20 protein-coding genes are annotated in these 14,745 nt (G+C 69.9%); 9 read left to right on the top strand and 11 right to left on the bottom strand.

Annotation, left to right across the window (positions count from 1 at the left end; all coding sequences use genetic code 11):
• Positions 1 to 34: 34 nt before the first annotated feature.
• A complete protein-coding gene (locus RE421_RS14530; RefSeq protein WP_309811516.1) occupies positions 35 to 376 on the bottom strand; it encodes a hypothetical protein in 342 nt (113 codons plus the stop codon).
• 199 nt (positions 377 to 575) lie between these two features.
• On the opposite strand from RE421_RS14530, the gene RE421_RS14525 reads away from it, so the two are divergent.
• On the top strand, positions 576 to 725 hold the full coding sequence (locus tag RE421_RS14525) for an antitoxin (protein WP_309811513.1): 150 nt from the start codon (positions 576 to 578) through the stop codon (positions 723 to 725).
• Between the two features lie 91 nt (positions 726 to 816).
• On the opposite strand, the gene RE421_RS14520 is transcribed toward RE421_RS14525, so the two are convergent.
• On the bottom strand, positions 817 to 1,341 hold the full coding sequence (locus RE421_RS14520) for an alpha/beta hydrolase (protein WP_309811511.1): 525 nt from the start codon (positions 1,339 to 1,341) through the stop codon (positions 817 to 819).
• Between the two features lie 3 nt (positions 1,342 to 1,344).
• A complete protein-coding gene (locus RE421_RS14515; RefSeq protein WP_309811508.1) occupies positions 1,345 to 1,518 on the bottom strand; it encodes a hypothetical protein in 174 nt (57 codons plus the stop codon).
• 234 nt (positions 1,519 to 1,752) lie between these two features.
• Between RE421_RS14515 and RE421_RS14510 the strand changes: the two genes are divergently transcribed.
• The 3 genes from RE421_RS14510 (at position 1,753) to RE421_RS14500 (ending at position 3,549) form a co-directional block, all read left to right on the top strand.
• Positions 1,753 to 2,013: a hypothetical protein gene (locus RE421_RS14510; RefSeq protein WP_309811506.1), complete on the top strand. Its 261-nt coding sequence runs from the start codon at positions 1,753 to 1,755 to the stop codon at positions 2,011 to 2,013.
• A gap of 94 nt (positions 2,014 to 2,107) precedes the next feature.
• Positions 2,108 to 2,845 carry an alpha/beta hydrolase gene (locus tag RE421_RS14505; protein ID WP_309811501.1) on the top strand — a complete coding sequence of 246 codons (738 nt, stop codon included), beginning with the start codon at positions 2,108 to 2,110 and terminating at the stop codon, positions 2,843 to 2,845.
• A 5-nt stretch (positions 2,846 to 2,850) separates the two neighbouring features.
• Positions 2,851 to 3,549: an alpha/beta hydrolase gene (locus RE421_RS14500; protein ID WP_309811499.1), complete on the top strand. Its 699-nt coding sequence runs from the start codon at positions 2,851 to 2,853 to the stop codon at positions 3,547 to 3,549.
• A gap of 7 nt (positions 3,550 to 3,556) precedes the next feature.
• Here the strand turns inward: RE421_RS14500 and RE421_RS14495 are convergent, their stop codons facing one another.
• Together RE421_RS14495 and RE421_RS14490 are read right to left on the bottom strand one after the other, a co-directional pair.
• Positions 3,557 to 4,303, bottom strand: coding sequence for a hypothetical protein (locus RE421_RS14495; RefSeq protein ID WP_309811497.1), 747 nt, complete (start codon positions 4,301 to 4,303; stop codon positions 3,557 to 3,559).
• A gap of 175 nt (positions 4,304 to 4,478) precedes the next feature.
• Positions 4,479 to 5,465, bottom strand: coding sequence for an S-layer homology domain-containing protein (locus RE421_RS14490; protein WP_309811494.1), 987 nt, complete (start codon positions 5,463 to 5,465; stop codon positions 4,479 to 4,481).
• A gap of 204 nt (positions 5,466 to 5,669) precedes the next feature.
• On the opposite strand from RE421_RS14490, the gene tsaB reads away from it, so the two are divergent.
• Positions 5,670 to 6,365 (top strand): tRNA (adenosine(37)-N6)-threonylcarbamoyltransferase complex dimerization subunit type 1 TsaB, encoded by a 696-nt coding sequence (gene tsaB / locus RE421_RS14485; protein ID WP_309811493.1) that lies wholly within the window; start codon positions 5,670 to 5,672, stop codon positions 6,363 to 6,365.
• Here the strand turns inward: tsaB and RE421_RS14480 are convergent.
• Positions 6,362 to 7,702 (bottom strand): AI-2E family transporter, encoded by a 1,341-nt coding sequence (locus RE421_RS14480; protein WP_309811491.1) that lies wholly within the window; start codon positions 7,700 to 7,702, stop codon positions 6,362 to 6,364. The two genes, tsaB and RE421_RS14480, sit on opposite strands and share 4 nt — an antisense overlap.
• Before the next feature lie 171 nt (positions 7,703 to 7,873).
• On the opposite strand from RE421_RS14480, the gene RE421_RS14475 reads away from it, so the two are divergent.
• The 3 genes from RE421_RS14475 (at position 7,874) to RE421_RS14465 (ending at position 10,148) form a co-directional block, all read left to right on the top strand.
• Complete coding sequence (locus RE421_RS14475) at positions 7,874 to 8,167, top strand: DUF3072 domain-containing protein (protein WP_309811489.1); 294 nt, start codon at positions 7,874 to 7,876, stop codon at positions 8,165 to 8,167.
• Positions 8,168 to 8,205: 38 nt separating this feature from the next.
• A complete protein-coding gene (locus RE421_RS14470; protein WP_309811487.1) occupies positions 8,206 to 9,015 on the top strand; it encodes a uracil-DNA glycosylase in 810 nt (269 codons plus the stop codon).
• Between the two features lie 146 nt (positions 9,016 to 9,161).
• A complete protein-coding gene (locus RE421_RS14465) occupies positions 9,162 to 10,148 on the top strand; it encodes a hypothetical protein (protein WP_309811486.1) in 987 nt (328 codons plus the stop codon).
• 170 nt (positions 10,149 to 10,318) lie between these two features.
• Here RE421_RS14465 and RE421_RS14460 read toward each other — a convergent pair whose 3' ends face one another.
• The 3 genes from RE421_RS14460 to RE421_RS14450 all read right to left on the bottom strand — a co-directional run bounded on the left by RE421_RS14460 (position 10,319) and on the right by RE421_RS14450 (position 12,788).
• Complete coding sequence (locus tag RE421_RS14460) at positions 10,319 to 11,035, bottom strand: superoxide dismutase family protein (RefSeq protein WP_309811484.1); 717 nt, start codon at positions 11,033 to 11,035, stop codon at positions 10,319 to 10,321.
• A 99-nt stretch (positions 11,036 to 11,134) separates the two neighbouring features.
• The gene (gene thpR / locus RE421_RS14455) at positions 11,135 to 11,683 is read right to left on the bottom strand and encodes an RNA 2',3'-cyclic phosphodiesterase (protein WP_309811482.1); all 549 of its coding nucleotides are present in this window, start codon (positions 11,681 to 11,683) and stop codon (positions 11,135 to 11,137) included.
• Positions 11,684 to 11,705: 22 nt separating this feature from the next.
• Positions 11,706 to 12,788 (bottom strand): aromatic acid exporter family protein, encoded by a 1,083-nt coding sequence (locus RE421_RS14450; RefSeq protein ID WP_396134659.1) that lies wholly within the window; start codon positions 12,786 to 12,788, stop codon positions 11,706 to 11,708.
• A gap of 135 nt (positions 12,789 to 12,923) precedes the next feature.
• Here RE421_RS14450 and RE421_RS14445 point away from each other — a divergent pair, with 135 nt between their 5' ends.
• Positions 12,924 to 13,577 (top strand): GNAT family N-acetyltransferase, encoded by a 654-nt coding sequence (locus tag RE421_RS14445; protein WP_309811478.1) that lies wholly within the window; start codon positions 12,924 to 12,926, stop codon positions 13,575 to 13,577.
• Between the two features lie 40 nt (positions 13,578 to 13,617).
• On the opposite strand, the gene RE421_RS14440 is transcribed toward RE421_RS14445, so the two are convergent.
• Complete coding sequence (locus RE421_RS14440) at positions 13,618 to 14,103, bottom strand: hypothetical protein (RefSeq protein WP_309811477.1); 486 nt, start codon at positions 14,101 to 14,103, stop codon at positions 13,618 to 13,620.
• Entirely contained in the window at positions 14,100 to 14,744 is a 645-nt protein-coding gene (locus tag RE421_RS14435) for a signal peptidase I (RefSeq protein WP_309811474.1), read from the bottom strand. The genes RE421_RS14440 and RE421_RS14435 overlap by 4 nt, the downstream gene beginning before the upstream one ends.
• Between the last annotated feature and the right edge of the window lies 1 nt (position 14,745).

Below are 14,745 nucleotides of genomic sequence, written 5' to 3'. Positions count from 1 at the left end.
GTCTTCATGGTGTTCCTCTCGGGATGCAGTCCGCCTAGTTCTCCGGTTGGGAGGGATTGGCGGGGGTGCCGTGGAACGGCGGGACGACGTTGGGCCCGGCGGTCTCGGGGGACACCGGGGAACCGCCACGTCCCTGGCTGACCTCCGGAGTATCCGGCACTACCGGACCGGAGGGTTCGGCGCCGTTGCGCAGGGCATCGATGCGTTGTTCCAGGACCTGGGTCACCGGCAGGCGGTTGCCGTGGGAGGTCTCGTAGGCCAGCAACTGACCCACCTGTTCCTCCGTGAGGCCGGTGATCCTGGTCGGCAGGGTCCCCAACGGGATGTGGTCGTAGTCGGGTAGGGGCAGCTGGTCATGGTTCGGGGTCTCGCTCATGGGCGCTCCTCACAGGTATGGCTGCTGGGAGGTCCCAACGTAACAGCGGCCCGGCTCGCTGATAACCCCCGGTCGTTGCCAGGTGCGGACGGCCGTTGCCCAGGGGTGGACTGCACGGTTCGCCGTGTCACAGGATGGGTGGGCCAGGTCGAGCCGGTCCTCCGGGCCGGCCGCTATGCGAACGACGAAAGGATCCGTCATGTCCGGTATCGGTGACGCGGCAGACAAGGCCAAGCAGTACGCGCAGGACAACCCGGAGAAGGTCGATCAGGCCAAGGACAAGGCGAAGGACATCGCCGGCCAGGGCGAGGGCGACCAGGATCAGGGTGACGAGAAGCAGCCCCAGTAAGGGAGAGCCCAGTAGGGGACAGCGGGGCGGCGTCGGCGGGACCGGCGCCGCCTGCCGGGGAGCGCGGGCCGGACAGGCCCAGCACGTGCCGTCAGGTGCCGTACCTGCTGGCGGCTGAAGCGGGCCCCAGGTGGCGGAGGAACCAGTCCCGTGCCAGCCGGGCCACCTGCTCGAGGGCGCCGGGCTCCTCGAAGAGATGCGTGGCGCCGTCGACGACCTCCAGGCGGTTCTCGCACCGCAGTCCCGCCTGGACCCCGCGGTTCTGCTCGAGTACCTCCGCATCATCGCTGCCGACGACCAGCAGGGTCGGGGCCTCGACCGTGCCGAGGCGCTGATCCGCGAGATCGGGGCGGCCGCCCCGCGAGACCACCGCTCCCACCCGGGCACCGGGTTCGGCTGCCGCCCAGAGGGCCGCCCCGGCGCCGGTGCTTGCCCCGAAGAAGCCGACCGGCGAGGACATGCTCTGCGGCTGCCGGTGCACCCAGGCCTCGGCGGCCGTGATGCGCTGAGCGAGTACCGGGATGTCGAAGACGTTCGCCCGGTCGGCTTCCTCCTCCGGCGTGAGCAGGTCCAGCAGCAGGGTGCCGAGGCCGGCCTCCTGCAGGACCGAGGCCACGAACTAGTTGCGCTCGCTGTACCGGCCGCTGCCGCTGCCGTGGGCGAAGACCACCACGGGGGCATCGACCTGCTGCAGGGCGAAGTGACCCTCCAGTGTCACGTGGGCCGACGGGATGCGCGCCTCGATCGAGAGCGGCGGCTGCTTCGGAACGTCGGGCGATGGCGTCTGGACCATGATGTGCACCTCTCCCGGGCGGCGTCCCTTCCCTCGGGGCCCTGGCTGGGCCAGCACCGCCCGTTGCAGTCGATCGCTGTCCCCGCCCAGCGTAGGCGCGGCCGGTTCAGCCGGGAAGGCGGGCGGCGCGCAGGGTGCCCCATCACGTGCGGGCGGGTGGGACATGCTGGCACGGAGGCCGCCGATCTGACAGGGTTTGTGCAACCGATCCGGTGACCGAGGAAGGACAAGCGCATGAGCACTCCACGTGACGAGCAGGGACAGCCCGAGGTGAATCCGGACGATGAGAACGAGGACTTCGACTCCGACGGTGCGGGTGAGACCGACGTCGATCCCGACGATGACACCGAGGCGGACTACGCGGGTCCAGCCGGCGATCTGGCGGACGACGACCAGACAGACGCCGAGAACCGGGTCAAGGCCGGCAATTCGGGGGCCGAATCCACGGGCCCCAACGAGCCGGCCTCCGCGGCCGACCCCGACGCCGATCATTAGGGACCTCCTCTCCCGGGACCGCCGGGTCAGGGGGCCGGGGAACGGCACCGGGAGGTTCACCTCTCCGCACGGTGTCGACTACGAGGTGCGCCGCGTGCAGCTCGGCGGATGCGCGCTGGACGTGCGGGGCACCTTCGCCGGGCCCTCCACGGACGGGCGTCCGCCGCTCGTGCTGGTGCACGGGATCGGGATGTCGGGGGAGTACTTCCTGCCCTTCGCCGAGGAACTCGCGGCCGAGTTCGACGTCTACTCCCTGGACCTCCCCGGCTACGGCAGCTCGCCACGGCCGCCGCGGGCGCTGACCATCCCCGAGCTGGGCGAGGCCGTGGCCGAGGCGATCCGTGCGCTGGGACTGGACGGCGCCGTCGTCGTGGGCCATTCCATGGGCAGCCAGGTGGCGGTACAAGTGGTCGCCGGGAACCCGGGGCTGTGCCGCGGCTACGTGCTGGTCGGCCCGACGGTGGACCGGGCCGCGCGGGGTCTGGGCACGCTGGCGTGGCGGCTGCTGCGGGACTCGATGGGCGAGCCGATGACCAGCAACATCGTGGTCCTGCGCAGCGTCCTGTGGATGGGGCCCCTGCGCTACCTGCAGACCGCGCGGCACATGTTCGACGACCGCATCGAGGAGACCATCGCGCGCTGCGAGGCGCCCGGACTCGTGGTCCGGGGCGCGCTGGATCCGATCGCGCCGATCGGCTGGGCGGTGGACCTGGTGCGCCGGGCGCCCGACGCCGGCCTGGTCCAGATCCCCGGGGCACGTCACGCCGTGCAGCACAACGAGGCGGGTGAACTGGCCCGGGCCTGTGCCCCGTTCCTGGCGGGACTGCGATGATGAGCGTGGCCGCCGCTCGCGGGCATGAGCTCCGCGCCAATCTGGGGGCCTGGATCCGCGACTACGCCTACGCGCTGCGACGGCAGGCCGCTGGGCTACACCGACGCGACCCGAGCGACTACCGCCGGCCCGGCCCCGGGGCGTCGGCGGTGGTGCTCATCCCCGGCATCTACGAACGCTGGACCTTCATGCTGCCGGTGGCCGAGGCCCTGCGGGACCAGGGCTATGACGTGCACGCCGTGACGGACCTGCGGCTCAACGGTGGGACTCTCGAGGAGATGGCCCGGCTGGTGGACGGGTACCTCCGTCGCTCGGGGATCGGGCGGTGCGTGCTGGTGGCCCACAGCAAGGGTGGGCTGGTCGGTAAGCTGGTGCTGGCCCGCCACAACGGCTCCGGCGCGGTCCGCGGGATGGTGGCCGTCAACACCCCGTTCACGGGATCTTGGCTCGCCCGGTTGCTTCCCCTGCCGGCGCTGCGCGTGTTCCTGCCGAACTCCCCGGAGCTGGCCGAGCTGGCGTCCTGGCGGGAGGTGGACCAGCGCATCGTGTCCATCTATGGACGCTTCGATCCGCATATCCCCGGCGGTGGGCACCTGGACGGGGCGCACAACGTTCAGCTGGAGACCCGCGGTCACTTCCTTCCGCTTGGCGATGTCCGCGTGCACGAGTCGATCCTCGCGGGGATCCGGCGGCTGATGCGCTGACGGAGGACTACTGCACGCAGTGGCGCCAGTACGCCTGGAGCGCGCCAGTATCCTGCCAGCTGGCAGCGTTCATGGTCTTTTTGATCCTGCCCACGTAGCCGTTCGCCGTGTCGAGGAGTCTCGACGAGAGGCCGGAGAGGTCGACGATCCGCTTGACGTCCTCCAACGGGTAGCCGGCCGCGGCCACCGTGTCCTCCAGCGCGGTCAGGGTACTGGTCTGCGTCGGATGTGGTGACTGACGGACGGGGGGAATGCCTTGCAGCGACGAAGGAGGGCCTGACGAGAGGGCGGAATACTGATCGGCGATCAGCGAGCAGGTCGTGTCCTTCAGAATCCGCTGGGCGACCGTGTCCAGGTGATGCTTGAACGCCCGGCTGGGTTGGAGGATGAGGGATCCAGAGACGAGCTCCACGGCGTCCGCGCTGATCGACTCGATCACCTCATCCGACGCGCCGAGCATCGTGACGACGGCCTTCAGCAGCGCCGAACGTTGGGCGGCCAACCGGACGGTGGCCTGCTCGCTGGCGCTCAACGAGGCCGCTTCGGGCGCTTGGCGGAGGAGCTCATCGAGCCGGGTCGACATGTTGGTGAGTTCGGCCGGGTCCGCGGTGCGGTCGATGAGGCGGGCCGCGTCCTCCGCGCCGGATCGCAAGGGCGCCAGCGCGGACGTGCCGGCCCCACACGCGGTCACGGCCAGGGAGAGGACCAGGAGGGCCGCCGCCAGCGGCTGAACGCGACGTCTCAGTCCACGCATGCCGACTCCCACTGCCGAGCTGCCCCTCGTCCGGTCAGGTATACGCTCGGGGCGAGCAGGGTGTCCAGAGTCCACGGCGGCTGCCTGGCGTCCGGGGCCCGGGGAGACGCAAGGAGGGCCTCCCTGCAGCAGTTCGCACTGTTGCGGGGAGGCCCTCCGTGGTGTTGTTGCGGTGTCAGCCGTTCAGAACCCGGTTGTAGCGCTCGAGGAACGTGGCGATCTCGGCGCGAGTGACGTTGGCGTACGGGTCGAAGGAGCCATCCGTACGGCCGGTGGTGATGTCGTTCTCGGCGAGCCAGGTGATGGCCTCGTACTGGTTGCTCTCCGGCGTCAGGTCGGTGAAGGGCGACTCCTCCGGGGCAGTGTGCTCCGGCTCGGCCTGACGGTAGAGGATGGCCGCGACCTGTCCACGGGTCATGTTGTGGCCCGAGCGGAAGGTGTCGTCGGTGTAGCCGTTGACGACGCCGTTCTGGGTGGCCCAGCTGATGGCCTCGAAGAAGTTGTGCGTCGGGGGCACATCGATCAGGCCGGACTTCTCCGGGGCGGTGAAGTCCTCATCGGCGGCGTAGCGGTAGAGGAAGGTCACGGCCTCGCCACGAGTGACGGGATTGGCGGGGCGGAACGTGCCGTTCTGGTAGCCGGTCGTGATCTGCTGGGCCACCATCCACTGGACGGGGTAGTAGTAGTAAGCATCCATGTCGGTGACATCGGTGAAACGCTTCATCAAGCCGGGGCCGCCATTGGAACCGTCCGCGCTGCCGGTGACGGTGACCGTCCCCAACTCCAGGTAGAAGGAGTTGGACGTCAGCCCTGCGGCGAACACGGTCCATGCGTCCTCGATCGTGTCTTCGGGAAAGGTCACCGTGGATTCCCACGTGCCATTGATCTCGGTTCCCTCGATCAGATCCAGTTCATAGTGGTAATAGTCGACCAGGCGCACGTGCTCGGGTATGAAAGCGAGTTCGGGAGCATGTCCGCTCTCATTGTCGGAAAGTGACAGACGAACCGTGACGTCGACCGGTCCCTCGGACACATCGACCTCCGTCTGCGAGATCTCTACGTCGACGATGTCCGCCAGCGGAATGGGCGCCTCCATCTCGTCGGCGTGTGCCGGAGCACCGAAGGCGAAGAAGCCGAGGAGAAGAGCGAGGACGGTGGCCACCGAGAGTCGTGAGGTCCGGCGGCGAAGAGGCTGAGTCATTCAGCAAACCCCTGTCACGAGAGTGAGACACCCGCGTCATTGCGGATGTGGCCCGGAGGGCCGGTGCGGGGCACGGCACAGAACACCGCGCCCGAATCCCTTATCGGCACGGTGTGACATAGATTTTATCCCTGCGCCCGACGCCCCCTCCGTAGACTGGATCCCGTGCCAGACCAGACGTCCCCACCCCTCCTCGCTCTCGACGCCTCCGCCACCGCCAGCGCGGCCGTGGTGGCCGACGGCGAGGTCCTCGCCCGCTGGGCCTCCACCGAGACCAACACGCACGCCGAGGTGCTCGCGCCGGCGGTGCGGCGGGTGCTCGCCGAGGCCCAGGTCGAGGCGGGTGATCTGGGGGCGGTGCTGGCCGGCGTCGGGCCTGGGCCGTTCACGGGGCTGCGCGCCGGGCTGGTGACGGCGCGCTCGCTCGCGTTCGCGTGGGGGATCGAGGTGCACGGTGTGATGAGCCTGGACGCGATCGCGTTCACCGCCGCCGAGGAGGCGTTCCGGGCGGGGGTGGAGGAGTTCGTGGTGGCCACCGACGCCCGGCGCCGTGAGGTCTACTGGGCGCACTACTCCCAGGTCGGAGGCCAGTTCCAGCGCCTGCACGGGCCGTTCGTCACCGCGCCCGGCGAGGTGACCCCGCTGCCGGCCTACGGCGCCGGGGCCGGCCTGTACCCGGAGGACCTGCGCTCGGTGCCCGGCTTCGAGAACACCGTGCCCGACGCCGGCTCCCTCGGCCTGGTCGGTGAGCTCGCCGTGCGCCGGGGCCGGGGACTGATGCCCGTCCAGCCCCTGTACCTGCGCGAGTCCGACGCCAAGGTCCCCGGCCCGCGCAAGCGCGCCGGGACCGGGCAGCGTTAGTCAGCCCGCGTGGACCCGGTGGGCTCCGGCGGTTCGGCCGGCCTGGAGTCGTCCTGCGCTGACTTTCCGGCGGGGTTCTCGGCGGGGCTGGATCCCTCCTCCTGCTCGACGGCGCCGAGCATGTTGCCGCGGCGGAACGCCTGGCGGATGCGCTGGTACCGCAGGCGCTGGGCTGTGGTGGCCTTGGCGGCGGCGCGGTCCTTGGCGTCCAGGGGGTCTTCGCCGAGGACTGGATCCTCGCCGGCCTGGTACCGGTCCGTCCAGACCTGGATGAGGGTCCACGCCACGGCGGTGTAGGGCACGGCCAGGATGGCGCCGAAGATCCCGCCGACGATTGTGCCGATGGTCAGGGCCAGCAACACGATCATGGCGTGCAGGCTCAGGGTCCGGCCCATCACGACCGGCTGGAGCAGGTTGCCCTCGATCTGGTTGACCAGGATGACCACGGCCGTCACGATCAGTGCCGTGGTCAGTCCGTTGGTGACCAGGGCGACCAGTGCGGCCATGATGCCGGTGGCGGTGGCTCCGACGATGGGGATGAACGCGCCGATGAAGATGATCACGGCCAACGGCAGGGCCAGCGGCACACCGAGGATCGCCAGGGCGATGCCGATCAGCACGGCGTCCACCAGGGCCACGGTGGCGGTGCCGCGCACGTAGCCGCCGAGTACCTCGGAGGAGCGGTCGATGGACTCCGCCAGCTTGGCCCGGGTGCCGCCGTGGAACCAGCGGAGGGAGAAGTTGGTGAACTTCCAGCCGTCCTTGAGCAGGAAGAACAGCACGACGATCATCAGCACCAGGCCGGTGAGGAACGTGGTGGCCGCGGAGATCCCGGTCAGGGTGCTACTGGCCAGGCCGCTGGCGAAGTTGCCACTGGTGACGAAGTCGGTGACCTGCTGCATGGCGTCGTCGATGACGGTGGCGTCCACCGGCAAGGGGCCGGACGTGACCCAGTCTTGTAGTCTCTGCCACCCTTCAGTGGCCGAGGAGACCAGGGAGTCCCACTCGTTGATGACCGCCAGGACGACCCCGGTAACCACCCCTCCGACCACCACCACGATGCCCAGGAAGGCCGTCAGGGTGGCCAGCAGATGGGACCAGCCCTTGCCGACCAGCCATCGGACCAAGGGGGCGACGGCCGACGCCAGGATCAGGGCTACCAGCGCGGCCAGGACCACGACGCTCACGCGCAGCAGGACCCAGATGATGCCGACGGCCACGGCGGCGATCAGCAGCGTCTGTCCCGCACGCGCGCCGATCCGCCCCATCGGATCTGACCACGGACCCGCGCCGGGGGCCTCGGATCGTGGGGTGTCTACCTGGTTCTTCGCGTTCACGTCGGTACTCCTGGATTGTCGGGGCCGTGCCCCGCCGGTGCTGTCCGGAACAGCGGATCGACTGCTCGTGCACTGCCCACTGTAGATCCGCTGACGTATTAGCATGTGCACCACACCGCCCGGTCCGACCGGTCGATGGATCGCCAGACGACCCCGACGAAGGAGCATCCGATGACGACCACTCCCGCACAGTTCCCGGACCCGGAAGAGGAAGCCGAGGTCCTCGGCCAGGGCCAGACCCCCGGCGGCTCCGGCGGCGAGACCATCGGTGCCACCTCGAACGCGGACGATCCCGCCCTCGAGAAGGACCCCGAGGACTGGGTCAGCGGGGACGACCCGATGACCGAGGCCCAGAGGTCCTACCTGGACACCCTGGCCAAACAGGCCGGGGAGGAGTTGCCGGCCGACCTGACGAAGGCCGAGGCCTCCGAACACATCGACCGCCTGCGCGGACAGCAGTCCTGACCGAGGTACCGGCGGGTGGCTCCCGTCCCGACGGCGGGTTGCCGCATCCCCTGACGGGCGAGCTCTTCCCCTCGCCCGTGCCGCCCGGCACCGGGTGGCCGGAGGACCCCGCCAAGACCACGACGCCGGCCGCCGCCTCGGCCGCGCAGGTGCGGAAGCTGGCGCGCACCTCCCCATCCCTGCCCGACGTGGACGCCCGGGTCTCCGTGTGCCGAGCCTGCCCGCGGCTGGTGACCTGGCGGGAGACCGTGGCGCGGGACAAGCGCCGAGCCTGGGCGGAGGAGCCGTACTGGGGCCGACCTGTGCCCTCGCTCGGGGACGAGGACCCGCGGGTGCTCGTCCTCGGGCTCGCCCCGGCGGCCCACGGCGGGAACCGGACCGGACGGATGTTCACCGGTGACCGTTCCGGGGACTGGATCCACGCGGCGCTGTACCGGGCCGGATACGCCGAGCGGCCGACGTCGTACGCCGCCGGCGACGGCCAGCGGCTGGTGGGCGTGCGCATGGTGGCGCCGGTGCACTGTGCCCCGCCGGACAACAAGCCGACGCCCGCCGAGCGCGCCGCCTGCGGGCCGTGGCTGGACCGGGAGCTGCAGCTTGCCACGTCTGTGGAGTCGATCCTGGTGCTCGGCGGCATCGGCTGGCAGTCCGTGCATGCCGCGGCGGCGCGGGTGGGCTGGACGGTGCCGCGGCCGCGCGCGAAGTTCGGCCATGGGGCGCAGACGGTGTTCGGCACCCCGGAGGGCCGGGCGGTGCGCGTGGTCGGCTGCTACCACGTCTCCCAGCAGAACACGTTCACGGGCCGGCTGACGGAGCCGATGCTGGACGAGGTCATCGGGATGCTGTGACCGGCCACCCCACCCTGGTGACGACCCCAAGGGTGATGATCACGTTTGCGGTCGAGAATCGCCGATGCACCCACCCACCATCGTGATCGTAACCGCCCTGTGGATAACTCCTGCGGCGTTCGTCGCGCACGGACATGCTGAGGTCCATGGACGTGGCACAGGAGACCGACGAGAGTGAGGGGCCCGAGGATCGCGCCTATCCAGGGGGCTTCGACAAGGTGGTGTTCACTGCGGCGGAAGCCCGTGCTGCGGGGGTGACGGACTATCAGTTGAGGCATCCGGCCCTCGTGACGGCGACGCGTGGGATCCGGTTCTGGGATGTGGGGGAGAGGCCCTGGGCGCAGATGGTGCAGGCAGTGTCCTCCCTACCGGGGGATCACTACCTCAGCCATTCGACGGCAGCCCGGCTCTGGGGCCTCTGGATGCCGGCGTCCCTGGAAGAGGACCTGCCGATCCACATCACCGGTCGCAAGGGGGTCGCCGGGTCGCGGCGGAGACCCGGGATCGTGGGGCACAAGGCCAAGCTGCATCCCTCAGACGTGGTGGAGGTCGACGGGCTTCGGTTGACCACTCCCGAACGGACGTGGCTGGACCTGGCGACGCAGATTCACGATCCGCTGAGGCTCGTGGCGGCCGGTGATGCCCTGCTGCAGCGGCAGGATGGACCCATGCGCGGGGTCGAGGTCCTGGGCCGACTGCATCCGCTGGCCACCCTGGCGGACATCGACGCGGCCATGGCCAGGCGGCGGCGCACCAAGGGCATCAATGCCGCCCGGCATGCGCGCGAGCTGATCCGAGCGGAAGTGGACTCGGCAGCGGAGACCCGCGTCCGGATGATCATCTGTCAGGCCGGTCTGCCCGAACCGGTGGTCAACCAGGAGGTATGGCTCTCGCCCACCCTGAAACGGCGTCCGGACCTCCACTATCCCGGATGGCGGATCGCCATCCAGTACGACGGTCGTCATCATGGCGAGAACACTCAACTGAACCGTGACATCCACCGTGACAGCGACTTCACCGACCACGGCTGGGAATCCGTCAAGGTCGCCGACGACCTCTACACCGCGCGGGGCGAGCAGCTGTTCCTGGGACGGTTGCGCCGAGCGATCCAGCGCCAAACCTCACGCGACTGACCGTGGCAGACCGTGACTGACCGTGGCTGACCGTGACTGACGTGAGGTCGATGCGGCGGTTACGATCACGCGTGCGGGAGAGTGCATCGGCGATTCTCGACCGTAAGCGTGATCATAACGGGGGAGGGTGGGGGCGTTCGGGCGTGATGGCCACGGGGCGTGATGAGGGATCAGGCAGCCGGCTCGATCACCCCGCACGCCAGGCGGAATCCCGCGTCCCCGGTGCCGGTGGTGTCCTCGTCCGGCCCGTCCGGGGCGTAGCGCCCGGGGATGTTGGCGTAGTTGTCCGGATCGGAGTGCAGCATCAGGGCGGCGCCGTCCTCGTCCTGGAAGTCCTCCGCGGTGAGCCGGTCCGTCTCGAACGTCAGGCTGGCCTCGCCGGACTCCTGCACCAGCAGCACCGGCAGGTCGCCGGCGTGGTCCGGGTGCTCCGACTCGTCGGCGCCGATGTGGCTACCGGCGGACAGGAAGGCGCCGATCTCCTCCGGGTCGTCCGGGGCGGCGCTGTCCGGGTTGCACTCGCCGGTCTCGTGCATGTGCAGTCCGTAGAAGCCCGGCTCCATTCCGGAGGCCTGGACCCGGAACTCCAGCGCCTCGCCGGCCTCGCGGATCTCGGCGGAGCCGAGTTCTCCCTCCACATCCTGCAGGCTCGCGGTGAAGCCGGCGGGAGCGTCCGTGGTCTCCGCCCCCGCGGTGGCGCCGGGGCCCAGGGACTGGGTGCCGCCGTCGGGACCGCTGGCCCCGCCCTCGGTGGCCCCGCCCGCGCCGGTCGCGGGGGTCTCCCCGGCGGGCTCCGCCGAGCAGGCACCCAGGGTGAGCACGCCGGCCAGGCCGAGCAGGGCCGTCGTCGTGCGGATGGGGGTACGGATGGTCGTGGAATGGGCCATGGTGTGTCCTCTCCTCGCGCCGCCGCGGCCGGCGGAAGGCAGAGGCGCTGGCCGCACACGGCTTGGCACCACTCACGGTACCGGCCTCGGCCTGCCCCGTCAGGGGGCCAAAGGTGCCGTCATCACGGTCCGGTGCCGGGGCCGGTGGCCGTGCCCCTGCAGCGTCGACTCGACCAGGTGCACCTCGTCCACCGTCCAGAGCGGGGCGCTGAACGTCTCCAGCACCCGGATCCATCGGGTGGCGTTGGTGTGGCCCGGACGGGCCAGGGTCAGGTGCGGATGGAACGCCTTGCCGTCCGGCACGACGCCGGCCCGGTTGCCCGCCGCTCGCGCCTTGCGCGCCAGCCGGGAGAGTTCCGCGGCCCCGTCCTCGACGCCCAGCCACAGCACCGCGGCGCTGTCCGGGTGGGGGAAGGCCCCGGCCCCGTGCAGTCCGCAGAGGAAGGCGGGAACGGAGCGGGCGGCGTCGGCCAGGTGGTCTGCGAGCCGGTCCAGCGAACGGTCCGGGACCGAGGCGAAGAAGGCCAGGGTCAGGTGCATCTGCTCCGGGTCGGTCCAGCGCAGGCCCGGGCGGACGGCGAGGAACTCGGTCAGCTGCGCGCGGACGTCCTCCGGCGGATACACGGCCACGAACATGCGGGTGCCCATGCGGACAGGATAGGCCGACGTGTCAATCGGTCTCCCGGACCTCGCGGGTGGAGGCCACATCGTCCACGATGACGGCGATATGCCTCATGCTCGTGATCAACGAGCCATACAGCGGCCATGCGGTGTTCGGCAGGTCCTTCTCGTTGGACATGTTCTGGGAGAGCGTCGTCAACCGGTCATGGACGGGCTCCACGCCGGCATCCGGGTCGGCGATGGCCCGGCCGCAGTCGCGGACGATCTCCGACCACTCACGGCGGAAGCGGTCATCCCAGGATCCCTCGGCGTAGGTGGCCTCGTGCAGCGTCCGCGCCAGGTTGCGCAGGTGGGAGAGCCCCTCGTCCACGCGGCTCAGGGCCTCGGCATAGCGGTCCTCGCCGCTGGCACCGGTGGGGGGCGTGCGCAGTCTGACGCCGTGACGGCGCAGATAGGTGCGCGGGTTGGCCCGCCGGCTCTCCCGGGCGAAGCGGACGAACTCCCAGGCCGACTCCGTGTCCCGCTCCATGGAGCTGGTCTCCTCGATCCAGGCCTCGGCACGCTCCGTGTCCCACGACTCGGCGAACTCGTCCGCCATGTCCACCAGGACACCGCCCATGCGCCGGTTGACCGAGTCGACGTAGCGGGCCGCCTGGCCGTCCCGCAGGGGAGGGATGATCAGAAGGTTCACGATGATGCCCACCGCGACGCCGAGCCCGACCTCGATGAGGCGGTCCAGCAGGAGGGGCTCCTGGTCCTCGAAGCCGCTGCTGAGGAGGAAGACCGCCGTGGTGGCGATGGCCACCCCTTCGTCCCGGATCCAGTAGATCCGCGCCGCGACCATCCCGACCAACAACGCCAGGGCATAGGTCCACAGGCTGACGCCCAGGTAGTTGCCGATGAGGAAGGACAAGCCGACACCGAGCGCCGAGGCTATAGACGTCTGCACCCCATGCGACAGCGAGCGGTAGACGGTGGCATGGACGGTCAATAGAGCCGTCCATGGCGCCAGGAAGGGCATCTGGGTCTCGAGGAGGTATACCGAGATCCACCACGCCGCAGTGGCCGCGATGACGCATTTGATGGTCTGCGCCGCGGCCGAGGCGAAGGCTGGTTCGCGGGCCACCGCCATCAGCCTTCCGAACCTTCCGGTGGCCGGCCGCTCAGGCTCCGCCTTCCGCTCCATGCTCATTCCCGCCTCCCACGTGTCATCACTCCGTCACCTTAGTACCGGAGGCTGTGCGCGCGGGTTCGTAGACTGGCGCTCATGCTCCTGCCGCCCGACCCCGTCCTGCCCGCCAGCTTCACCATGCGCCCGATGGAGTGGGCAGACCTGCCCACGGTGCACGCGCTCGAAGAACACCTGTTCCCCGTGGACGCCTGGCCGCTGAGCTTCTTCGAGGAGGAGCTCGCCCAGGCCGTCCCGGAGCACGACGGCGGCACGCGCGCCTACCGCGTCATCACCGGCCCGGTGCCGGGTCCGGTCCCACCCCCCGCGTTTTCCGGGCAGGAATCACCAGTGATTCCTGCCCTGAAAGTGCAGGGGAGCGGGGCACCCGCGGAAGGCGAGGCGGGCGCGGGGGAGGGCGCCGGCGTCGTGCTGGGGTATTGCGGACTGATGTGCGTGCCGCCGCTGGCCGACGTGCAGACCATTGCCGTGGTGCCCGAGGCCGAGGGACGCGGGCTGGGCACGGCGATGCTGCAGTGGATGGTGGCCGAGTCCGGCCGGCGCCGCGCGCGGGACCTGCTGCTCGAGGTGCGCCAGGACAACCCGCGGGCGCAGGCGCTGTACGCCCGCCACGGCTTCGAGCACATCCACACGCGGGCGGGGTACTACCCCGGGGATCCTGCGGTGCCGGGGCCCGGGGGCGGGAGCGGCCGCGTGGACGCGCTGATCATGCGGCGGCGGCTGGTGGGGTGAGACCATAGGCTGTTCGCCGACCATGCAGTCGGCCGAAGAGTCAGTCCAGGACAACCCGGCCATGGGGGTCGACGGTTCCCCTGACGACCACCGATTCGGACCAGACGCCGTCTTTCTCGGTGGCGACCGTGAACATGAATGGCCATTCATCGTCTCGATTCCACACCTCATACGTCCGGTGCGATACGTCAACAGACTCGGAGTGCGCTGGCCCCCCGCCCTGAAAGGTGACCCAATATCTGGTGCCCCGGGCGTCGGACGTCGGCGCCTCCCAATCGAAATGAAGGTACTGCCGTCCATGGACCTTCTTGACGCTTGTCGTGACCTCGGGCGACCAGGACCAGCCTGGCTGCGGTTTATCAGTCCAGCGGCCCGTGGATACCGTGGCCTGGACGGTTCCCTGTTGGGACCACAGGGCACCCGCGCTGGTCAGGCCCAGTCCGCCCAGGAATACCACCAGGAACAGCACGACGGCGGCGCGCCAGGTCCGGCGGGGAACGCCTCTGGTGCTGTGGTCGGGGCTCAAGTCAGGACCTCGTCTTTCGCCGGAGCCGCATCGCCTTTCGTGGAAGCCGCATCGAGTTCCGCGGAGGCCTCTTCGATCAGCTGGCGGTCCCGGGCCTCGCGGCGGTCCTTGAGGAGGCCGCGGACCATGGAGAAGACGCCGATGCCGATCAACGCGACGGCCAGGGCCGTGATGACCCAGCTGCGGTCGGTCTGGCCCAGGGCGTTGGCCAGGAATCCGACGTAGGGCACGGCGTAGAAGAGCTCGCCGCGGACCTGGATCTCCATGACGGGTGTCTCATCGGCGAGGCCGTTGTTGTCGCCCTGCGTGATGAGCTGGCGCTCGCCGTCCTGACCGGAGGAGAAGCCGATGATCCGGTGGGTGACGACGTCGGGCCGGCCCGACTCGATTTGGTAGGTGACCACATCACCGGTCTGCAGTGAGTCGAAGTCCGTGGGCTTGACCACCAGGAAGGTCCCCGGCGGGTAGGTCGGGGCCATGGAGCCGGTGAGGACCGAGTAGGTCTGGGATCCGGTGACCATCGGGATGATGATCAGCACGATGGCGGCCAGGGAGAAGACCACCAGGAGCAGGAAGGAGACGGCCTGGCCGATCCATCGCAGCCCGGCCGGGGCACGACGTCTCTCGTGATGTGTGGTCATG

The organism is Citricoccus sp. I39-566 (genome assembly GCF_031432995.1).
GTDB classification, from domain to species: domain Bacteria; phylum Actinomycetota; class Actinomycetes; order Actinomycetales; family Micrococcaceae; genus Citricoccus; species Citricoccus nitrophenolicus_A.
Note: the sequence above shows the minus strand (reverse complement) of the source record. Positions and strands in the feature narration are given on the sequence as shown.